The following is a 21,529-nucleotide window of genomic DNA, read 5'->3' on the forward strand; positions in this document are numbered from 1 at the left end:
TAAAATTTTATTGTTGAACCATTTTGCTTTCTAGCCATACATTAAATGTTGAACTAGTAGAGAGCATTGACTTTGGAACTTCCACAACAAACGACAACACATTAGTACCTGCAAGTGCATCTTGTCCTGGGTTATTAAATGCGGCTGGATAAGGCTCATTTGTATCCGAATTTAATCGGTCACCGCTATATACTCCTGTATTGTTCTCATCGCTAAGTGCAGCACCGAGACCATTTACAATGCTTCTAAATTGAAAAAGATCAAAATAGAAGGGATCGTCTGTTGCACCGGCAAAAAGTTTAGTTCCATCATTGCTTCCAATTTTAGCATTTTGTCCATGTGGTGTTACTTCCACCTTTACTTCAACACCATCCTTTTCAAGGATACTTGAAAGGCCGGTTTGTGAAGGAGTTACAACACCATAAGTGATTGCATTTCCATTCTCAAAATACACTTGAATTACCTGATCTTCTACCAGGTCACCATCATTATCAATGTTGAATTCATACATAACTTCCTCATCAAATTGGGCATCAGATGTAGCGGATGGAGCAAGTAAACCATTGACAGTTCCAATAAAAACATAATTCTGCGAATTTGAAGGGCTTTCAAATGCAAATAAGTCTGCAATGTCCGCTACAGAAGATCCACTAGAAAGTGAGCCGACTGCCGGAGCATCTACGTGATCCGCTCCTCTCAGAAAGATCACACCAAATGTCAGAGTTGTAACCCCGACCAGTAAATACACGATTTTCTTCATTTCTATTTTTTTAATAAAACGATTAATTGCTTACCGGCTTTCCAAAGGGCATGCCACAACTTGTAATAAACTGATTATCAATTGATTAAATAAATTAAGTGCGATTAGATAATTCTTTTATTTAGGAGATTGATGAAATAAAAGGAATGCTATTTTAAACTTTTCAATAAATCAATCCTGAATTCACCAAGAATAAAGCATGACTGATTTAAGCTTACAGGATTAATCAATGTCGATAACTGTTAGGTCAATTCTGTTAACAATAAATGACTTTTTATTTCGATATAGGAAGGTTCTGGTCAATGCTTTTTATCTTTCCTAAAAGCCTTATTTTGATGATAGAATTAAACGCTGAAAACAAAACCATTTTACTGGAAGCGCTGGAAGACATGATGTATAAATTATCTCTTCAACTTGATGAAATGAAGGGTAGACCACTGGATAAGCAAAGAAAAGAGCTTACCTCAAAGCAATCAAAAGTGGAGAAACTACAGCATCAGATTTCATTAGCATAACCATGTCCAGTTTTAAGATACGTCCCCGGTTCAGACACATCGTTCAAGGTAAGAAAGAGGAATTGGAAAAACGTCTTTTGCGAGGTATAGAAGAAAAAACTGATACATTTATCTCAAATTACCTTCCTGGACATTTGTACATCAAAATCCACCCAAACGAACAACACTTTTGGTCACCACAACTGCATCTGACGTTTGAGCAGGAAGAAGATCATGTGATAATTCGCGGATTGTATGGTCCCAATCCAACTGTCTGGGCCATCTTTTTCTTTAGCTATGTGGCTTTAGGGCTATTTACTCTTTTTCTTGGTATGTGGGGGCTTACAAAGTGGAGCCTTGGTCTTGATTCCTCAATACTTTGGTCTATCCCCGTCTTTGCCGTTTTAGCCTTAATACTTTACTTCTCTGCACAGGCCGGACAGAAACTAGGAGCACAACAGATGTTTGATATCCATCATTTGTATGAGGATTTAATTGAAGATAAGGTTGCTATTTAATGCCTTTAGTCTTTAATCCATTTTTCCAGCACATTAGCAAGAGCATTGTTAATAATGGGTTTGCTTACAAAATCATCCATTCCTGCTTCATAGCATTTTTCTTTATCAGCAAGCATAGATCCTGCAGTTAAAGCGATGATGGGAATTCTACTGCCATTCTCTGCTTTTCGAATTTTACGCGTAGCATCAAAACCATCCATTTCAGGCATCTGAACATCCATTATTACAATGTCTGGTTTCTCAAACGAAAATTTCTCAAATGCTTCTATCCCGTTTGCTGCCTCAATTACTTTCGCATTAGGTAGCGCTTTTTTTAGCATGGCTTTAGCAATTACCATGTTATTGGCATTATCTTCTGCAATAAGCACTTTCAACTTATCATTAGTAGATACTACCTTTTTAGGTGTATTTGGTTCTATACTACTTGTTCTTGCTTGAGTTGAGCGCTCGAATGCAACCTCAAAAAAGAAAGTACTACCTTCTCTAAATGTGCTTTTCACTTCAAGTTGACTGTTCATCAGGGATAAAAGTGTATTAGAAATCGAAAGTCCTAATCCGGTACCTCCATATTTTCTTGTTGTAGACGGATCTTCTTGAGAGAATGCTTCAAATATCTTCTCTACATTTTCAGGTTTGATACCTATTCCAGTATCTAGCACTGAAAACTTAAAATGGATTTTACCATCTTCTAACTCTCCCAACACTTCAACTTTCAGTTCAATCAGTCCTTCATTCGTAAACTTTACAGCATTAGCTAAAAGATTTACAAGCACCTGTCTTAATCTAATATCATCAGCTAAGACATACTGATATTTCTGATCCATGAGTGTTAATTTCAACTCAATATTCTTTCGATTGGCTTTATAGCTGGTCATCTGTACTACGTGATTGCACAGCTCAAAAAGATCTGTGTGCTCTACAACCAACTCCAGCTTCCCAGCCTCCAGCTTAGATAGATCTAGAATTCCATTGATAATACCTAATAATCCCAATGCTGACTGATTGACGATATCCAAATGTTTTCGTTGGATATCATCCAAATTTGTTTCAATTATTTGATCAGTGTATCCGATGATTGCATTTAAAGGGGTTCTAATCTCATGACTCATTTGAGCTAAAAACTGAGACTTTGCCTGGCTAGCGTGTTCAGCTTCCTCTTTAGCTTTATTGCGTTCAATAATTCTTATCTCTAACTCCTTCTTCTTACTTGTAACTTTTTTGTAAAAGCTATATACCACTATGAGTAAAATCACCAATAAAATCGCAATCACTAATGTTAATCGAAATAGCCTCTCCTGCGCAGTAAATAGCTCCTGATTAAGCTCGGATTCTTTTTTTAAATCCTCTATAATAATCTCTTTCTCCCTACTCTCATAAATGGCTTTCATTTTTGCCGTCTCCTCAGCCATATTGATCTTGGCTAGACTATCATTTAACACCAGAATCTCTTCATATAGCATAGGCAACCGTTCCAATTGATTTGCCTTTTTCAGTAATTGAGCTTTTAAGATCTGGCTGTCATAATAAACTTTAAGCGCGCCAATATTTCCGGCTATTTCTTCTGCTTTTTCTAAGGATCTCAACCCTTCAGAAATTCTACCAGTGTTTGAATAAGCTTTGGCAAGCAGAATATAAGAGTAGGATAAACTATACAAATCCTGGGATGCCTCATCCAGCTTCATGGATTGTTCAAGATTGGCTATCGCTTTTGAGTAATCACCAAGCTCGAGATATGATATAGCCAGGTTAGATAGTGTTATTGAACGTCCCCTATCATCTCCTAAGGAATCAACAATAGCATATGCCTTTTCGAAATACTCCAGCGCTATTTCATAGGCCATCTCTTTTTGGAATAACTCTCCTACATTGTTCAACCCATAGGCAACACCTCTTAGATCACCAATGGTCTTTTTCAACTCAATTGACTCATTATAAAAATTCCTGGATGTTTCTAGATCTCCCAAATTCTTGAAGGCTATCCCGAGATTATTTTTAAGTCTGGAGATGCCTAGTGTATCCTGCAGACTTTCAAGTATGCTCAATGATTCCTGATAGTGAATGATTGCTTGATTCGAATTGCCTTGAATATCATATGAAATGGCTTTGTTTTTCAATGCGTTGGCCAAACCCATTTTATAGTCTGCAGAAGTTGAAAGTGCAATAGCTTCGTTAAAGACAGTTCTTGATTCTGTTGGGTCTGTGAAGATCAAGCCAAATCCCAAAGCGTTCAATGTATCAACCTGATCAATAATTTCCATTGATGCAGGAAGGCTTGCAATTAGACTATCCCCTTTTTGAGCGTAAGTATATCTGGTTGGACCAAAGATCAGAAAACCACCAACCAGAATTAATAATATTTTACGACAAGAACCTGAGATGTTCATGATGCCGTAAAAGTATCTAAAGACTAACTGTTTCACTAATCCATTTTAGTGAATTGATAGTACGATTCCTAACTGAATTATCCCACCATCTCAACCTGTACCTGCTCAGCACTTGAAAACGGCTGATGATAATAGCGCTGGCCTGTAGCTTGATACAATGCATTAGCCAATGCCGCTGATATTGGCGGTAAGGATGGCTCCCCAAGTCCCGTTGGATCAATTCCATTCTCAACAAAGTGTGTCTCAATTTCTAAAGGTGCTTCGCTGTTTCGAATGAGTCGGTACCCATTGAAGTTTTCCTGCTGAGGCTTTCCATCTTTGAATGTCAACGTGCTATACATTGCATGTCCAATCCCATCAATGATACCTCCTTGTATTTGATTCAGGGCACCTTCCACATTCACCACAATGCCACAATCCACTGCACACCAGACCTTCTTGATCTTGAGGTCATTGTCTTTCTTTTCAAGATCCACGACCTGTGCCACATAGGAGTTATGGCAGTAATAAGCAGACACGCCTCTAAATACTCCGGGCATCTCAGTTCCCCAATTTGATTTCTCACGGACAAGCTTCAATACACCGGCATATCGCTCTGCATCATAATCATTCACCTCTCCCACCGGATCTTTCATCGCTCGATCAAATAAATTGAGTCTAAACTCAATCGGATCCTTGCCTGCAGCTTCTGCTACCTCATCAATAAAGGATTGCTCTGCTCCTGCAATGAAATTAGAACGTGGAGCACGCCATGCTCCGGTAGAAATATTAGTTGGTATTCTTACACGCTCTATTTTGAAATTGTCGATGGTTCCTGCTGGAAAACGGTTCGGAAATAATGGATCACTTGGGATTCCTGCACCTTTCACTTGCCAGCTAAGCACATCGCCATTCACATCTAATGCTGCTTTATATGCCACTCGATAGGCTGGACGATAGGTGCCTTGTGTCATGTCATCCTCTCGGGTATACACCAGCTTAATTGGAGCCTGCATTTTTTGTGAAATAGCTGCTGCTTCCAATCCGAAATTTCCATACAGTCTTCTTCCAAAACCTCCTCCCATGCGGGTCATCTGTATTGAAACCTGATCTTCTGTCATCCCTAACAGATCCATTGCTGACAAGCGTAGGTATTCCGGTGTTTGGATTGGACCAACGAGCTCAGCTTTATCTGCAGTCACGTTTGCAAAGAAATTCATCGGCTCCATCGTATTGTGAGCCAGGAATGGTGCGCTGTAAATGCTTTCTACGACATTTGAAGCATTCTTTGAAGCGTTTTCCGGATCACCATCTTTTCTTATTTCTTCTCCCGGCTTATCCATCGCCTCTGTCAACAATCTTACATGATCTTCGCTATTTTCGGCCGGAGTATCCTGCTCCCATTCTACTTTCAATGCCTTCTTGGCTTTCATCACCTGCCAGGTAGATTCACCCACCACAGCAATCAGTTCAGTAAACGCATTCGTATCTGACCATTGTTTTTCCTTTGGTTCTGTATTGACCACAATCACATCCTTGATTCCGGGCATTGATTTAGTCTCAGAAGCATCGAATGATGTCATCTTCATACCGAATGCTGGTGGATGAACGATCATGGCCGTGAGCATACCTTCTTGCTCGTAATCCAATCCGAAAAGTGGCTCCCCTGTGACTATTTTCTTTGCATCGACATTCTTAATATTCCCACCGATAAGCTTAAAATCTGCATTGTCTTTTAATTCTACCTCTGCAGGAATTTCTAAAGTTGCGGCCAATGAAGCCAACGCTCCATAACCTATTTTTTTATCGCTGGCAGCATGAATGACTTCACCCATGCTGGTCGTTAATTCGCTCACGGGAACTTCCCATTGCTTCGCAGCTGCTTCCATCATCATCCTGCGCCCGGTAGCTCCTGCCATACGCAAGCTTTGCCATCCATGACGAATGGACTGACTTCCACCAGCTAATTGACGATTGTATTTCACAGTATTCAAATCCGCTTGCTCAACGATTACATTTTTCCAATCAATATCCAATTCCTCAGCTACGATGACCGGCATGGAGGTCTTCACATTTTGTCCAATCTCAGGGTTTGGTGAATAGATGGTGACCGTACCATTCTCCCCTATTTTGATAAATGCATTGATATCGAACCATTCTTCCGGAATTTGAGCGTATTCCTCCTTAGGTGATGAGCATGAAGCCAACCAGCTGAATCCTAACATCATCCCACCCCCTGCTGCTGCAGAAAGCTTCATGAATGAACGGCGATTGATTTGTGTTCTAATAAGTGTCATAATGAATTTCTTTTGAGTGAGTTAGGACATTTTTGAGGCTGCCGTCTTGATTGCCTGATTGATACGGATGTAGGTGCCACATCGGCAAATGTTACCATCCATCGCCTGAGATATTTCCTCGTCTGTAGGGTTGGGATTTTTCTCGAGAAACGCTGCTGCATTCATAATCTGACCTGCCTGGCAATAGCCGCATTGTGGCACGTCATGCTCCAGCCACGCTTCCTGAACCGGATGATCACCCTCTTTGGATAGCCCTTCAATTGTGGTTAATTCCATGTCCTTGACTGCTGAGATTGGAAGTGAACAAGAGCGAATCGCATTGCCATCTGCATGAATGGTGCAGGCACCACATGATGCTATTCCGCACCCAAATTTTGTTCCGACAAGCTTGAGGTGGTCTCGCAAAACCCATAGTACTGGGGTATCCGAATCTACGTCTACCTGATGGGTTTTACCATTTACTTTGATTGAAAAAGCGGCCATGTTGGTATCATTTTTTGGTAAGGCTATACAAATTAGTGAATTTCTAGTCCAATGTCCAGACCACTTATGTGGACGGTTAATCAATTGTATAATTTCAGCTTAATTTTAATTTCAATGATTCAAAGAGCCTATCTGGACAATAATGCAACTACCCCCACTGATCTACGAGTGGTTGATGAAATGCTTCCTTACTTTTCTGAGCAGTTTGGGAATGCCTCCAGTCGCAATCATGCGTACGGATGGGAAGCCAAAGAAGCCGTGGATCACGCACGAGAACAAGTTTCCGATTTGATTGGCGCCAATCCAAGTGAGATCATTTTTACCTCGGGAGCTACAGAATCCAACAATCTGGCGCTGAAAGGCTTGCTGAATGAAGGGGATCATTTCATCACCTGTGCTACCGAGCATAAGGCCATCCTTGACCCGGCTGAATCATTAGCAGCTAAAGGAATTGATGTTGAGATACTACCTGCACAATCAGATGGATCGCTTGAAATCAATGCGTTTAAAAATGTAATTTCTGATCACACCAGATTGGTCAGCATCATGATGGCTAATAATGAGACAGGATGCATCCAACCCATCAAAGAACTTTCAACGATCACTCATTCCAATCAGACGCTATTTCATACCGACGCAACCCAGGCTGTGGGTAAAGTACCTGTTGATGTGAATGAATTAGGCATTGACCTGATGTCATTCTCAAGTCACAAGATGTATGGCCCAAAAGGAATTGGAGCGCTTTACATTCGAAAAGGGTCGAAGGTTAAGCCGCTCATTGAAGGAGGCGGACATGAGCGTGGAGTCCGTTCAGGTACTTTGAATGTACCGGCAATCGTAGGATTCGGGAAGGCATGTGAATTGTGTAAACAGGAAATGAGAGAAGAGGGTAGTAGAATTAAAATTCTAAGAGATAAACTGGAGCAATCCCTACTATCCATCGACGATGCGCAGCTGAACGGTGGAATTGAAAGCAGGTTACCCAATGTTACCAATATTGCTTTTTCAGGAGTTGATGGTGAGCGATTATTGCTTTCACTCAATGGACTGGCAGTTTCTCAAGGATCGGCATGCACTTCTGCGGTGGTCGAGCCCTCGCATGTTTTAAAAGCCATGGGCATTCCGGATCAATTGGCAAACTCATCACTTCGTTTCAGTCTGGGTAGATTTACTACCAAAGAAGAAATTGATTTTGCAATCCAAAAAGTTACAGCAGCAGTTCACAAGCTGAGGACATGAGAGAATTAAAAACCATCATCGAAGCATACAAGAAAGCTACCACAGAGGGAATAAAGACCGTGCTTGCAACGGTAGTTCATGTGGATGGCTCGTCGTATCGACGGCCTAGCGCACGAATGTTGGTGGACGAATATGGCATCACGACTGGCGCTATAAGTGGCGGCTGTTTGGAAGGTGATGCGCTTAGAAAAGCCTTGCATGCGTTGGTTCAAAATAGAAATGTGCTGATCTCTTATGACACCAGTGATGAAGCAGATGCAGTTGTTGGTGCTCAGCTTGGATGTGAAGGAATCATTCAGGTGCTGTTTGAGCCGATCGATCAAGACGATCCTATAAATCCAATTGCTCTCCTGGAGCAGATCATCAATGAAGATAAGCCATATGTCATGCTTACCCTATTTAACCTGAAAGTCAAAAGAGGAGAACAGCCAGGGTGTACTTTACTGTTAAAAGATGGAGCAAAAACGCTTGGATCGATTGGTGATTCGTCATTACAAGAAGCCATTCTAAAAGATGCCGCGACTGTCTTTGAAGAAAAGCGATCGCTATTCAGAGCCTATGAGGAAGACCAAGTAACGCATAATGCCTTTATTGAGTACTTCCCCCCTGCCGTTTCGCTTATTATTGTGGGTGCCGGGAATGACACCCAGGGACTGGCACTTATGGCCGAAACGCTTGGATGGAACATCTATATCGTGGATGGCAGACCATCCCATGCGTCTGAATCCCGATTTACCTCCTCTTGTCAAATCATTGTGGCGAAACCGGAAGAAGCACTTCAAAACATCCCCATTAATGAACAGACGGTTTTTGTATTGATGACGCACAATTATCAGTATGATTTGTCTATTCTGGAATGTATTCTTCCATATGAACAAGTACCTTACATTGGGATTTTAGGTCCAAAAAAGAAGTTCGATCGTATGGTAAATGATCTGAAAGATAAAGGTGTTACAATCACACAAAGTCAACTGGATCGAATGTACGCGCCAATCGGCTTGGAAATCGGGGCAGAAACTCCGGAAGAAATAGCCATCTCCGTTCTTGCAGAAATCAATGCCGTTTTGAATGGAACCAAAGGAACCTTCCTTCGAGACAAGCAAGGACCCATTCATACGAAAGAGAACACCCAATTTGACACCCTGAAGATTTGAAAGCCAATGAGAATATCGGGCTTATGGTTTTGGCTGCTGGTGCTTCCAGTAGGTTGGGTCAACCAAAGCAATTGGTCAAATTTGAAGATAAGCCACTACTCCAGCACATCTTAGATATCGGACAGGAAGTTCATGTGAAGGAACGCGTGCTTGTTCTTGGTGCAAAAAGCGAGCTCATTCAAGAGGTTATAATTCCGGGAACATTTAGCATGATTCATAATTATGAATGGCAAAAAGGCATGAGTACTTCCATTCATACCGGGCTTAAAAGCCTTCAAAGTAAATGTACGGACCTTAGACATGTGATCATCATGCTATCCGATCAACCTTATGTGAGTGTAGAAATAATTAATCAATTGATAGCGAGTCAGGATGCAACTAAACCATGTATAACGACTTGCTCATACGCCAATCAAATGGGTGTTCCGGCAATTTTTAGTCATCATTTTTTTAAAGATTTGATGAAGTTGAAAGGAGATCTGGGGGCTAGAAAGCTGATCCAACAGCAATTGGATCATGTCCGAACGATCCCTTTCTCCAAAGGAGTCATTGATATAGATACTCCTGAAGATTTGGGGAAGCTGGAATGAATCCTGATTCTAACTTTATCAAGTTTAGATTCTGAAATAAATTCAGAATGACTAGTATTCATATTTCTACTATCTAAATCAAGAAGTCATACTGAACTTGTTTCAGTATCTTCCAAGCGCAAACTTGATGAAGTTAGGATTAAAGATCGTGTAAATCCTTCTCGATAAAGAGGACCAATTCACCCTTCCCTTTTCTTGACAGTTTAGTCTCTATTGCGAGTTTATCAGAATTCAACCAGTTGTTAGATTCCTTTTCTGGAATGGTTACATTGAGTCTTTTCTTGTCAAAAGAAGCATGAAAGGATGCACCTATTTCAAGTTGATAAATCAGCTTCTGTCCACCAGGAAAAAGGAGCTCGTTCTTTACCTGCCGTTGTTCTTTCAGTTCCTGAATGTCCTGTTTACCTAAGCGAATACGAATGGACGATTGATTGATTCTTAGTTTCATACTTTATACAACTCCCCTCCCTGGAGGGGCAAGGGGTGGGTTACTAACAAATTCTCAAACTATAATGATACAAACGAAACTCCTTTAATACCCACCTCTAACTCCTCCCAAGAGGAGATTATTGGTATCGTTTGTATCATTTCCAAATACTCAATTTTGATCAAAACAAATGAATACGATACACTTCTCCTTCCTTAAAAACGGACTTCTCAGCCGGCAATTCAATGAAGCCATCTGCTAACGAAAGGCTGACGAGATCCCCCGATCCATTACCCTTTATGGGTCTGGCGATCAGTTCACCCATTTCGTTTTTCACAGAGACCGAAGCAAAAAATGTCAGTTCTTTTTCGAACTTGATTTCTTTACCCAGTTTCGCATGCTGCTCCTCAATTGAAATACCTAGCGAACGGTTCAACCAATGCCTGCAGTAGACCATGAAACAGGCGAGTGTAGACACTGGATTCCCCGGGAATCCGAATACGGTAGCGGAATCGTTGCTGCCAAACCAAAGCGGTTTTCCCGGTCGCTGCATTACCCGATGAAAATGCTTTTTCACACCTAGTTCTTCTAGCACTTCCGGGATATAATCCCTTTTACCTTTAGAGACACCCCCACTCATCAGAATAAGGTTATAGGTTTTCAGTATCTCACCAATCTCACGTGTGATTTCCTCCTTGGAATCATTGATGTGAAAGATGGTGAAATCAATGCCTGCTTTCTCCAATAGCATGGCGAGGGTATAAATATTTGATTTGCGAATCTGGTGTGGTAAAGGTGTTTCATGAGGCTCTACCAATTCATCTCCCGTAGAGATCAGGGCTGCCTTGGGTAATCGCCTGACCTTTACTTCCACTTTTCCAACAGAAGTCAAAATACCTACATCGCCAATGGTGAGTTGCTTTCCGGCTGGAATCAGTATTGTTCCAGCTTCTGAATCCACACCCTGTGGATGGATGTTTTGGCCTTGGCTTACCTCTTCAATATTAACAGATGCCTTTCCATCTTCAATGGTGACATCTTCATATCTGATCACTATATCAGCACCTTTTGGCACCACTGCCCCGGTCATAATTTCTAAACAAGATCGTGGAGTTAATTCCTGCTGAGGTGCACCGGCAAATTGCTCACCACTCACCGGAAACGATCGCATTCCCTTTTCCCAGTCAACAAATGAAATCGCTATCCCATCCATGGCCGCCCGATTGAAAGGAGGAAAATCCCGATCTGCCGTCACATCCTCATCCAATATCCGGCCCACCGACTGGTCAAACGTAATCACCTCCGATCCAAAGGATCCTTTGTGTTGTTCAATGATGGCTAATGCTTCTTTTACTGGTATCATTTTATCTTATTTCAATTATTTATTCCCCTCCTTGGAGGGGTTAGGGGTGGGTTTCTGGTTTGAAATGATCCAAAACAATAGTTTTCAAACCCACCGCTGCGGTTCCTAACATTCCAAGTCAAATCGTAATTCCAAAACCATATAACAACACAATCCTCACCCCCACATACAAAACAAGAATAGCCGTAAGCCTTCGAATGATGTTGAGGTTCATTTTGATGGAAAGCTGAGAACCAACTAAGCCTCCAAGCATCACTGCAATGATAATTCCACTAGCAAATGAGGCATTCAACCGAAACGTATCATTAACCACCAACCCCGTAATTCCGGCCAAAGAATTGACCAAAATGAAGAAAGAAGCCAGAGATGCAACCGTCATCGCATTCTGCCATTTCATCAAATTAAGGGTAGGTGATAAAAAGATCCCTCCCCCTATTCCTACCAAACCGGACAACATGCCAATGCCTCCACCTAAAACCATGCTTTTAGAAGTATTGAGGTTTGTTGACTTTTCTTTTTTAATAATGGACTGAGCGAGCATGGCAAAAGCTGCAAGGATCAATGCGATTCCCAAAATGATGAAAAATGTTTGCTCCGTTAGCCTAAGCTGTGCACCAAAAAAGGCCATTGGAATGCTTAGCAACAGGAACGGCCAGAAAAGTGACCATTTGAACACTCTTTTACGAAGAAAAACGATTGTTCCTATCGTCACCACGATCACATTAAGCACCAGTGCCAGGGTCCTGATTTCATAAAAATTCGTCAGCACTAAACTCAAAATGGCCAGGTAGCTGGAGCCTCCTCCAAACCCAATGGAGGAATAAAATAGTGCAATCAGAAAGAACAGTCCCAGCAGTACATACTCGTTCATTGTGTACTGTACCCTCCTTTCATTTGAAACACTTTGATTTCCTGATTTTGAGCTGCTATCAACGCAGCAGCCTGCCGTGTAGCATTCCCTTTATTACAAACCAGGATCACTTCTTTATCAGCCTTGAAAGTAGTCAGCTCATTTATTGGTCGATTCTCAAAACGATCATCGTGGTTTTGACTGTACTCAACCTCTGATCGCACATCAATTAAATGATACCGTTCAAGGTCCATTTCGGTTAGTTCATGCCAGGTCAGCCAGGATTCTTGGTGATTGTTCTTTTTCTTTTCCGGTTTGGTGATGGGGGCCAATTCAAATACATGATGCTCGGTATTGATGGCATCCACCACCAATAATTTCCCAGCTAAAGGTTCACCAATCCCTGTCAGTACTTTCACCGCCTCCATGGCCTGATACGTGCCAATGATTCCCGGCAACACACCCAGCACTCCGATCTCATTGCAATTATCCACTTTCGCTGAATCATCTGGATATACGTCCCGATAGCTGAGACTGCCTTGGTAGTTGAACACACTCACATGACCCTCATGTTTGTAAAGCGCTCCATAAACGAATGGAATTTCATTGGTTACGCAATTATCATTGATGATGTATCGTGTTTCAATGTTATCGGTGCAATCAATCACTAGGTCACACCCTGAAATCAAGTCTTTCGCATTGTTTCCATCGAACATTTGAGTCGTCACTTCAATGGACACTTCAGGATTCAAGCCACGTAACCGCTCCTTCGCCACCTCTGCTTTTTTCTTCCCCACATCAGCAGTGGAGTAAAGTATTTGACGCTGCAAATTGCTTAGCGAAATATCATCTCCGTCAACGATTAGGATAGTTCCAACGCCCATACCCACCAAGTATTGAAGAACGGGAACACCAAGCCCTCCGGCTCCAACCACTACCACTTTGGCATCCAACAGTTTCTGTTGTCCCTCTGCTCCAAAGTCAGGGAGCACAATCTGCCGTTGGTAACGCTCAGCGTTCATTGAATTAATGACTTGGCAAACTCGTATTCGTCCAGATTATTGGCATTATAAAGCTCCTGATCATCCTGTGGATGTGCCAGATGAACTTCATGGTTCATCATGAATTTGCGTGGACACCTCATGTCTTGTTCGATATGAAATTCCTCCAAAACCGGACGAGCATGTGCTTCCCAAATGGCTATTAAAGGCTCTGGCAATCCGGTCTCTTTAGTCGCCAAAGAAGTTCCCAGGGCAGTTTGATCACGATTTTTGATCAGCTGATCTATTGTCTGCTCAGTCAGAAAAGGTAGATCTACCGCGAGCACCAGCCATGACTTATTCGGATGTGCACGCATGGCACTAATGATGCCATTGATCGGTCCTTTGGTATCCAGACTGTCCTCAATTATACGATCAGTAAATGCAACAGATTGTCCCTTCCGAACCGAAACGAAGGCTTTGGAAAGCTTAGCCCCAAGTAAGTCAAATAGGTATTCTACCTGTGGCTTGCCATGATAATTCAGCACGGATTTATCCGTCCCCATGCGGGAGCTTTGGCCGCCCATCAATACCAATCCATATAGTTCATCGTTTGAAGTCACGCTTCCCTCCTTTCTTTTCCTGTAATTGCGTTGGCCCAATGATGATGTCATGAGAAAGTGCCTTGCACATATCATAGATGCACAATCCGGCAATCGAAGCACCCGTTAAAGCCTCCATTTCCACGCCTGTTTGCCCGGTCGTTTTCACCAGGCAGCTAATCTCAAATCCATTATCGGTTGGCTGAATATCAATATCTACTTTTGAAATGGGAATATTGTGGCACAGCGGAATCAAATCAGACGTTTTCTTGACCGCTCCAATCCCGGCTAATATGGCCGTCTGGATCAGACTTCCTTTTTTAGTGTTGAACCCATTCGCTTTGATGGTTGCAAACGCTTCTACTGGAAATTCAACATGGGAATTAGCCACAGCAATTCGCTCAGTGATTTCCTTTCCACTCACATCCACCATGTGGACATCCCCTTCTTTGTTGATATGTGTTAACTCGCTCATCCTCCTAATTTGGTCATGGATAAATACTCTTTTTCATTTTCCTCTGCAGCAGCGAATCCATCCTTGGGTTTATTGGCCACCGCTACCCTCAACACTTCTTTCAATTCTTCAGTAGTAGCTCCGGATCGCAGTAAATCTTTCAAATTCAACTGGCTATGTCCATACAGACAGGTGCGGATCTCTCCGGTTGCCGACATCCTCAATCGATTGCAATCCCCACAGAACGTTCGACTAAAAGATGGGATCACACCAAATGAACCTTTGAATCCTGCGATTTGATAATTCTGAGAAGTAGAATGTGGACCATCGATCATTTTTGTAAAATCGTGTTCCTCCTTCTCTATGACTGAAAGAATATCTTTATAATTCATTGGGGTTTCCACCTTGCCTCCTGAGCCATTGAATGGCATTTCTTCCAGGAATCGAACGGAAATTGGGTTGTCCTTTGCCAGGTCAAGCAATGGAAGGATTTGATCCTCATTCACTCCCTTCATCACCACACAATTCACCTTCAGATTAAAATCCCTGGCTATCATTTCATTTAAAGCAGCCGAAACCTCTTCGTATTCATCTCTTCGGGTGATCTCTTTAAACTTTTGCCGATCCATGCAATCCAGACTCACATTGATGTCCTTAACCCGAAGGCTTTCCAACTCATCCAAGTGAGGACGAATCAATGTCAGATTAGAAGTGATGCTAATTTTATCGAGAAAAGACTTTTTAGACAGCTCATTGATAAAATACATCAGATCGGCTCGAACAAACGGTTCCCCTCCTGTCAATCTGATTTTATTGATCCCCATTTCACCCACCACATCCACAAGTTTCAGCAATTCTTCATAGGACAACAGATGCTCCTTAGGTTCGAAGGTCATCCCACGTTCAGGCATGCAATAGGTGCACCTCAGGTTACACCTATCGGTCACCGATAGCCGGAGATAGTTAATATCTCTTCCAAATTTGTCTTGTAGCTTCTTCATCCCATAACTCGATTTAAAAAGTCTGAATACCTAAACAAAAAACCGTCATTCAGAGGCTTTAGCAAGGCATTTGGGTAGGAAAGCAGTAGGAATCTCCCGAATAAGGGGACCTGCCTGCCGGTCAGGCAGGCTCCACGCCCTCTTTTATTACAGCTCTTAGAGGGTAAGAGGGCTCTGAGTGACGAGTTAACGGTTTTTTGTGTTTGCTTCATGGCACTCAGGTAATTCAAGGTGTAGGTGAGACCCAGTGACTACTGTCGGTGAAAAATTCTTTCTTCCAGATGGGAACTGATTTCTTTAATTCATCAATCAGGAACTGACAGGCTGGAAAGGCTTCCTTCCGATGTGACGATGCGACTCCCACTGCCACCACCGGTTCTCCAACTTCCTTTTTACCCACGGCATGAATCATGACTGCTTTATGTAGTCCCCATTTTCCGATGGCTTGTAGCCGGATCTTTTCCATCTCAGCCAGTGCCATTTCATCATACGCTTCAAAACGCAAATCAGTCACCTCCGCATCTTCGCGTTGCGGGGTGTGGTTTCTCACCGTGCCTATAAATACGCACGTACCACCTGCTTTTGTATCAGCAAGCAGCTTATACACCTCATTGAGGTCAATATGTTCGACTAATTGTACCAATTTTTACCCTCCGGATACTGGTGGTATCAGGGCGATTTCATCGCCGGGGCTAATGGGGTCCGGGTCCTGCACATACTTCTTGTTTACAGCTATCGCAACCGTGGACCATACAATGGTGGGGTACTCGTTACCTAAGTAATCTCGCAGTGATTTTACATCGATCAACTCCCTATTTACCAACAACTCAGATCCCAATACCTCCTTCACATGACCAAAAGCTTTCACCACTATCATATAAGGTAAAAATAGGTATTTACTTTATAAACAACATCCCAATTCCCTTGCGATGTGAGCGACGAGCGAGACTTTAGAATCTTAATGGATCTTCACATCTATCCTTTGAAGAGATTCCCATGACTCAAATGGCTAACTCCATTTCTCAAGGGAATACGGAGGAGCAGAAAGGACTATTTAAACACTTCCCCTATTCCCTTGCGACTGAGATACGAAGGAGACTTGGGAATCTCATCAATCCAGACTTAAGAGATTCCCATGACTCGACCTTCCTTGCAGTCGGTCTCCCAAGGGAATACGGTGTTTATTGCAGATCACTTACCTCCTCAAAAAGATCTTTAAGAGTTGGATTGAAATCCCTAATTAATTTGTCCTTCCAAACGCGATTCCACTTTTTGATCTTATGCTCCCGCTCCCTGGCTATTTCAATGCGTTCATAAAACTGATAATAGATTAGGTCTGTGCAGTTATACTTTTTTGTAAATTCTGATCCAAAGCCATTTTTATGTTGGTAGGCTCGATTATACAGGTTATCCGTGGAGCCGACATAAACCACACTTCGACTTTTGTTAGACATGATATAAACGTATCCACCTTTAACCATTTGTATCCTCAATCTAAAAATTCTTTCCTTTATACCATTGTGAAAGCACGTCCCTATTCCCTTGCGAGTTAAGTATGAGAGAGACTTGGCAATCTTATAACCATTAGACGCATCATCAAGGAGATTCCCATGACTCAAATGGCTAACGCCATTTTCCCAAGGGAATACGGGGGAGCAGAATGAGCACCATATAACCACTTCCCCTATTCCCTTGCCAGTGACGAAGGAAGGAGACTTGGGGATCTAATATCTCGCATGAAAGTGAGTCTCATGACCCAACCGCTTTGCAATCGGTCTCAAGGGAATATGCAAGGAAGAAATTTAGGATTCATTATCACAATCGATCCAGCACAGTTTCTACAAGCCCATCAATGGCTGCATCATGATCTGTCAGAAAGTCTTTCGTAATTCTGTTTGCCAGAATCACACAACATGTGCAGCAATGATGGCCAAAGAGCCTGCCCAACCCAAACAACGCAGAAGTTTCCATCTCAAAATTGTTGATGCGAAGACCCTCAAACTCGAAGGCCTGTAACATACCTTGTAGATCATCAATACTCAATTTCAAACCAATACTCCTCCCCTGAGGTCCATAAAAACCGATTGCTGTAGCAGTGATTCCTTCTCGCATGTCTGCCCCTATTTGCTGAACCAATCCGGAAGATCCGGACACCACATAGGGAAGTGAGTGTTTAGCATCCAATTGAAGATGATTTCTCACTGCGTCTGTGATTTCAGCTTCCTTTTTATCAAACGCATAGTTGTAGTAATAGAGGACCCCATCAAAACCTAGCCCATAGCTTGAAACCACATGAGATCCAACGGGCATATCCGATTGAAGTGCACCTGAAGTCCCTATGCGGATTAGATTCAAGCTTCTTTGATTGGTTTTGGGAATTCTGGTCTTTAAATCAATGTTTACCGCGGCATGTAGCTCATTGACCACAATATCTATGTTCTCAGTACCTATCCCAGTGGATATAACGGTGATTCTATTGCCTTTATAAGTACCCGTATGCGTTACAAACTCACGATTTTTTCTTTGAAATTCAACATGATCGAAGTGTCTGCTTATCTGCGCCACGCGATCCTGATCTCCGACTAAGAGCACGGTATCCGCCACATGTTCATCACGTAAACAAATGTGATACACGCTTCCATCTGGATTCAGGATAAGTTCGGATTCCGATAATGGCTTTATCTTCATTATTAGTGTCTTACAAATTGAACATTTAATGCATTTGAACCTAATTTTCAGATGGATTAAATAACCTTACAGAAGTATGAGCCTTCATATTGGTGCTAAAGCAGGCGAAATCGCTGAAACGGTCTTATTACCGGGAGATCCTCTCCGGGCTAAGTTAATCGCTGAGTCCTTCCTCACGGACGTCTATCAATATTCGAATATCAGAAACATGTCCGGGTTTACAGGCACTTACAAAGGGAAGCGTATCTCTGTCCAGGGTGGCGGCATGGGCATGCCCTCTACAGCCATCTATGCCAACGAACTGATTAAGGAATACGATGTAAAGACCATCATTCGGGTGGGTACCTGTGGTAGCCTAAAACGAGAAATAAGCCTTGGAGAGGTGATACTGGCCATGAGTGCCAATACTGACTCCAACATCAATCGGGCGACTTTTAATGGGATGAATTATTCGCCTGTAGCTGATTTTGAGTTACTGGATAAAGCCTACCATCAAGCCAGGGAGCTATCCATTCCTGTTCGTGTAGGAGGAATATTTAGCACAGACTTCTTCTATGATGAAAATCCTGATCGCTACGAAGTTTGGGCTAATCATGGGGTACTCGGAGTAGAGATGGAGTCAGCCATTCTATACACGCTGGCTGCCAGAACTAACACCAGAGCCTTAAGTATCCTAACCGTGAGTGATAATCTGATCACCAAAGAGTTTAATTCCGCAGAAGGCCGAACCAATGACATAGAAAACACAGCCAGACTTGCATTGGAAATAGTCTAGTACGTTTTCATCATTTTCTTTTGAACCCATGAAACTTTGCTTGCCTACTTATTCCCATGTCTACCACTTGCAGACTTGCTAGGGAACCAGCGATATTGGGAATATCCATAAATCCATATCTATCATCTAAAGAGATTCCCATGACTCAAATGGCTGACGCCATTTTCCCAAGGGAATGCGGAGAGAAAAATTCATCGCATAAATTTATCAGATGTCCTTCCTATCTTTATCTTCTATGCCAGCGCACAACCATCTACACATAAAAAACAAGCCCAAAGTCTCGGTAGGACCAACATCAGTGGCCAACGCGAGCCGCATGATCCTGAAGGCCATGCCTCCATGGAAAGCATTGAAGCTTTTGAGTAGACTAAATCAAAAAAAGGGCATTGACTGCCCGGGATGTGCATGGCCCGATCCAGATAAGCGATCGAAATTGGGCGAATTCTGTGAAAACGGGGTAAAAGCCATCGCGGAGGAAGCACAGCATAAGTTGGCAGGCGAAGCATTTTTCAAACAGCATACGATTGATTCCCTCAGAAAGCAAAGCGACTATTGGTTAGGTCAGCAAGGACGACTTGCCCAACCGGTAATCAAAAAAGAAGGCAGTCCACGCTACGAACCGATTGAATGGGATGATGCTTTTGAGCTAATTGGAAATCACTTAAAATCTCTCCCACATCCAGATGAATCTGTGTTTTATACTTCCGGACGAACCAGCAATGAGGCTGCTTTTCTCTACCAGCTCTTCGTACGTAAGTTCGGAACCAACAACCTTCCCGACTGCTCCAACATGTGCCACGAATCGAGTGGGATTGGCCTAAGTGAAACCTTAGGCATTGGTAAAGGATCCGTGACACTCGAAGATTTTAAGCATGCAGAAGTCATTTTGATTTTTGGACAAAATCCGGGCACCAATCATCCCAGAATGCTGAATTCATTAGAAAAGGCAAAACGCAATGGTGCGAAGATCATTGTCATCAACCCTTTGAAGGAAGTGGCATTGATGAAGTTCAAAAATCCCCAAAAAATCAAGGGTTGGATCAGCAAGGGAACCGATATCGCTGACTTATATCTACAGATCAAGATTAATCAGGATGTGGCCCTGCTCAAAGCGTGGCTGAAGCTGCTTTTGGTAGATGAAAGATGTTTGGACCGAAAATTCATTGCTGCTAACACGGAAGGATTTGAAGCCTTGAAAGCCGATCTGGAACAGTATTCATTGGATGATCTGATTAGTCAAACGGGACTCTCTAAAGAAGATGTACTCTTAAGTTCTCATTGGCTGGCAGCCAGTAAGAAGATAATAGCCTGCTGGGCAATGGGGCTCACTCAACACGTCAATGCAGTGGATAACATCCGCGAGATTGTAAATCTGCTTTTGCTGAAAGGAAGTATTGGTAAAAAAGGAGCTGGCACCTGTCCGGTCAGAGGACACAGCAATGTGCAGGGTGATCGCACCATGGGTATCTGGGAACGACCTACTAAAGCCTGGACGAATAAACTGAAAGATGCTTTCAATTTTGATCCGCCTGAGTCGCCAGGATATAATGTGGTGGAAGCCATTCAAGCCATGAATGATGGAAAAGTGAAGTTTTTCATGGCACTGGGTGGGAATCTCCTTCCTGCAGCACCAGATACCTTGCTCACGGAGCAGGCCTTAAAAAAATGTGAGTTGACCGTGCATATCAGCACCAAACTCAATCGAACACACTTAGCGCCTGGCAAAACTTCGTTGATCTTGCCTTGCCTGGGTAGAACGGACAAACACATTCAAAATGGAAAAGAACAGGTCGTAACCGTTGAAAACTCTATGGGAGTAGTACATGGTTCTCATGGCAGCCTTACTCCTCCATCCAAGCATTTGAAAAGTGAACCGGAAATTGTGGCTTCTGTCGCAGCATCTACATTGGGTAACGATGATATCAACTGGTCGGGATTGATTGAAGACTATGACAACATCCGTGATTTGATTGCGAAGGCCATTCAGGGATTTGAAAATTATAATGAACGACTAAAAAGGGATAACGGGTTTGAGCTACCAAATGGTGCTCGAAAAGGAGAATTCAATACGCCTTCTAAAAAAGCAGTTTTCTCCATCAATCAACTGGCCGAATCCATACCGGAAGGACATAAATATGTGATGATGACCATCAGAAGTCATGACCAGTTCAATACCACCGTATATGGATTAGACGATCGTTATCGTGGCATCTTTGGTAGCCGCAATGTCATCTTCATGAACGAAGATGATATGAAAGACGAAGGTCTTGAAAAAGAAGACGTTGTGGAACTATCCAACCATTACGGACTGGAACGGAAGGTCGCCGGATTTACCGTAGTGCCTTATGAAATACCTCAGGGTTGTGTAGCGACCTATTTTCCTGAAGCTAATCCATTGGTACCTCTGCATTTAATCGCAAGAAAAAGTCACACTCCGGCTTCTAAGTCGGTGGGAGTGAATATTAGAAAGGTTTAAGGTTTCCTCTACAAT

Annotated in this window: 22 protein-coding genes; 7 read left to right on the top strand and 15 right to left on the bottom strand. The window is 42.5% G+C overall.

Annotation, left to right across the window (positions count from 1 at the left end; translation table 11 throughout):
• Positions 1-7 precede the first annotated feature (7 nt).
• Positions 8-760 carry a DUF4331 family protein gene (locus ACOMC3_RS11955; protein ID WP_420316120.1) on the bottom strand — a complete coding sequence of 251 codons (753 nt, stop codon included), beginning with the start codon at positions 758-760 and terminating at the stop codon, positions 8-10.
• A 335-nt stretch (positions 761-1,095) separates the two neighbouring features.
• Here ACOMC3_RS11955 and ACOMC3_RS11960 point away from each other — a divergent pair, with 335 nt between their 5' ends.
• The gene (locus ACOMC3_RS11960; protein WP_420316121.1) at positions 1,096-1,275 is read left to right on the top strand and encodes a hypothetical protein; all 180 of its coding nucleotides are present in this window, start codon (positions 1,096-1,098) and stop codon (positions 1,273-1,275) included.
• A 2-nt stretch (positions 1,276-1,277) separates the two neighbouring features.
• A complete protein-coding gene (locus ACOMC3_RS11965) occupies positions 1,278-1,772 on the top strand; it encodes a hypothetical protein (protein WP_420316122.1) in 495 nt (164 codons plus the stop codon).
• A 5-nt stretch (positions 1,773-1,777) separates the two neighbouring features.
• Here the strand turns inward: ACOMC3_RS11965 and ACOMC3_RS11970 are convergent, their stop codons facing one another.
• From ACOMC3_RS11970 to ACOMC3_RS11980, 3 genes are read right to left on the bottom strand one after another with little or no spacing between them, the layout of a single operon-like run.
• Complete coding sequence (locus ACOMC3_RS11970; RefSeq protein ID WP_420316123.1) at positions 1,778-4,192, bottom strand: tetratricopeptide repeat protein; 2,415 nt, start codon at positions 4,190-4,192, stop codon at positions 1,778-1,780.
• Between the two features lie 41 nt (positions 4,193-4,233).
• The gene (locus ACOMC3_RS11975; RefSeq protein WP_420316124.1) at positions 4,234-6,432 is read right to left on the bottom strand and encodes a molybdopterin cofactor-binding domain-containing protein; all 2,199 of its coding nucleotides are present in this window, start codon (positions 6,430-6,432) and stop codon (positions 4,234-4,236) included.
• Between the two features lie 21 nt (positions 6,433-6,453).
• Positions 6,454-6,915 carry a (2Fe-2S)-binding protein gene (locus ACOMC3_RS11980; RefSeq protein ID WP_420316125.1) on the bottom strand — a complete coding sequence of 154 codons (462 nt, stop codon included), beginning with the start codon at positions 6,913-6,915 and terminating at the stop codon, positions 6,454-6,456.
• 114 nt (positions 6,916-7,029) lie between these two features.
• On the opposite strand from ACOMC3_RS11980, the gene ACOMC3_RS11985 reads away from it, so the two are divergent.
• Genes ACOMC3_RS11985 through ACOMC3_RS11995 form a run of 3 tightly spaced genes read left to right on the top strand, consistent with a single transcriptional unit; the run spans position 7,030 to position 9,898 of the window.
• A complete protein-coding gene (locus tag ACOMC3_RS11985) occupies positions 7,030-8,154 on the top strand; it encodes a cysteine desulfurase family protein (RefSeq protein WP_420316126.1) in 1,125 nt (374 codons plus the stop codon).
• Positions 8,151-9,308: an XdhC family protein gene (locus ACOMC3_RS11990; RefSeq protein ID WP_420316127.1), complete on the top strand. Its 1,158-nt coding sequence runs from the start codon at positions 8,151-8,153 to the stop codon at positions 9,306-9,308. The genes ACOMC3_RS11985 and ACOMC3_RS11990 overlap by 4 nt, the downstream gene beginning before the upstream one ends.
• Positions 9,305-9,898, top strand: coding sequence for a nucleotidyltransferase family protein (locus tag ACOMC3_RS11995; RefSeq protein WP_420316128.1), 594 nt, complete (start codon positions 9,305-9,307; stop codon positions 9,896-9,898). The genes ACOMC3_RS11990 and ACOMC3_RS11995 overlap by 4 nt, the downstream gene beginning before the upstream one ends.
• Before the next feature lie 139 nt (positions 9,899-10,037).
• On the opposite strand, the gene ACOMC3_RS12000 is transcribed toward ACOMC3_RS11995, so the two are convergent.
• From ACOMC3_RS12000 to ACOMC3_RS12050, 11 genes are all read right to left on the bottom strand, one after another.
• Positions 10,038-10,346: a DUF7009 family protein gene (locus ACOMC3_RS12000; RefSeq protein ID WP_420316129.1), complete on the bottom strand. Its 309-nt coding sequence runs from the start codon at positions 10,344-10,346 to the stop codon at positions 10,038-10,040.
• Positions 10,347-10,506: 160 nt separating this feature from the next.
• Positions 10,507-11,688, bottom strand: coding sequence for a molybdopterin molybdotransferase MoeA (locus ACOMC3_RS12005; RefSeq protein ID WP_420316130.1), 1,182 nt, complete (start codon positions 11,686-11,688; stop codon positions 10,507-10,509).
• 118 nt (positions 11,689-11,806) lie between these two features.
• Complete coding sequence (locus tag ACOMC3_RS12010) at positions 11,807-12,559, bottom strand: sulfite exporter TauE/SafE family protein (RefSeq protein WP_420316131.1); 753 nt, start codon at positions 12,557-12,559, stop codon at positions 11,807-11,809.
• The gene (gene moeB / locus ACOMC3_RS12015) at positions 12,556-13,560 is read right to left on the bottom strand and encodes a molybdopterin-synthase adenylyltransferase MoeB (RefSeq protein ID WP_420316132.1); all 1,005 of its coding nucleotides are present in this window, start codon (positions 13,558-13,560) and stop codon (positions 12,556-12,558) included. Before moeB ends, ACOMC3_RS12010 begins: the two co-directional genes overlap by 4 nt.
• Positions 13,557-14,192, bottom strand: a complete 636-nt coding sequence (gene mobA, locus ACOMC3_RS12020; protein WP_420316133.1) for a molybdenum cofactor guanylyltransferase — start codon at positions 14,190-14,192, stop codon at positions 13,557-13,559. Before mobA ends, moeB begins: the two co-directional genes overlap by 4 nt.
• Entirely contained in the window at positions 14,125-14,595 is a 471-nt protein-coding gene (gene moaC / locus ACOMC3_RS12025; RefSeq protein WP_420316134.1) for a cyclic pyranopterin monophosphate synthase MoaC, read from the bottom strand. The genes mobA and moaC overlap by 68 nt, the downstream gene beginning before the upstream one ends.
• Complete coding sequence (moaA, locus tag ACOMC3_RS12030) at positions 14,592-15,575, bottom strand: GTP 3',8-cyclase MoaA (RefSeq protein WP_420316135.1); 984 nt, start codon at positions 15,573-15,575, stop codon at positions 14,592-14,594. Before moaA ends, moaC begins: the two co-directional genes overlap by 4 nt.
• Positions 15,576-15,801: 226 nt before the next feature.
• On the bottom strand, positions 15,802-16,218 hold the full coding sequence (locus ACOMC3_RS12035; RefSeq protein WP_420316136.1) for a molybdenum cofactor biosynthesis protein MoaE: 417 nt from the start codon (positions 16,216-16,218) through the stop codon (positions 15,802-15,804).
• Between the two features lie 3 nt (positions 16,219-16,221).
• The gene (locus tag ACOMC3_RS12040) at positions 16,222-16,452 is read right to left on the bottom strand and encodes a MoaD/ThiS family protein (RefSeq protein ID WP_348284750.1); all 231 of its coding nucleotides are present in this window, start codon (positions 16,450-16,452) and stop codon (positions 16,222-16,224) included.
• Positions 16,453-16,756: 304 nt separating this feature from the next.
• Positions 16,757-17,056 carry a GIY-YIG nuclease family protein gene (locus ACOMC3_RS12045; protein WP_420316137.1) on the bottom strand — a complete coding sequence of 100 codons (300 nt, stop codon included), beginning with the start codon at positions 17,054-17,056 and terminating at the stop codon, positions 16,757-16,759.
• A 334-nt stretch (positions 17,057-17,390) separates the two neighbouring features.
• Positions 17,391-18,263, bottom strand: coding sequence for a nucleoside phosphorylase (locus tag ACOMC3_RS12050; protein ID WP_420316138.1), 873 nt, complete (start codon positions 18,261-18,263; stop codon positions 17,391-17,393).
• A 76-nt stretch (positions 18,264-18,339) separates the two neighbouring features.
• On the opposite strand from ACOMC3_RS12050, the gene deoD reads away from it, so the two are divergent.
• Both deoD and ACOMC3_RS12060 read left to right on the top strand, forming a co-directional pair.
• A complete protein-coding gene (gene deoD / locus ACOMC3_RS12055) occupies positions 18,340-19,038 on the top strand; it encodes a purine-nucleoside phosphorylase (RefSeq protein ID WP_420316139.1) in 699 nt (232 codons plus the stop codon).
• A 235-nt stretch (positions 19,039-19,273) separates the two neighbouring features.
• Entirely contained in the window at positions 19,274-21,514 is a 2,241-nt protein-coding gene (locus tag ACOMC3_RS12060; RefSeq protein ID WP_420316140.1) for an FdhF/YdeP family oxidoreductase, read from the top strand.
• The last annotated feature ends 15 nt before the right edge of the window (positions 21,515-21,529 follow it).

It is taken from the genome of Ekhidna sp., from assembly GCF_965212185.1.
Lineage (GTDB): Bacteria > Bacteroidota > Bacteroidia > Cytophagales > Cyclobacteriaceae > Ekhidna.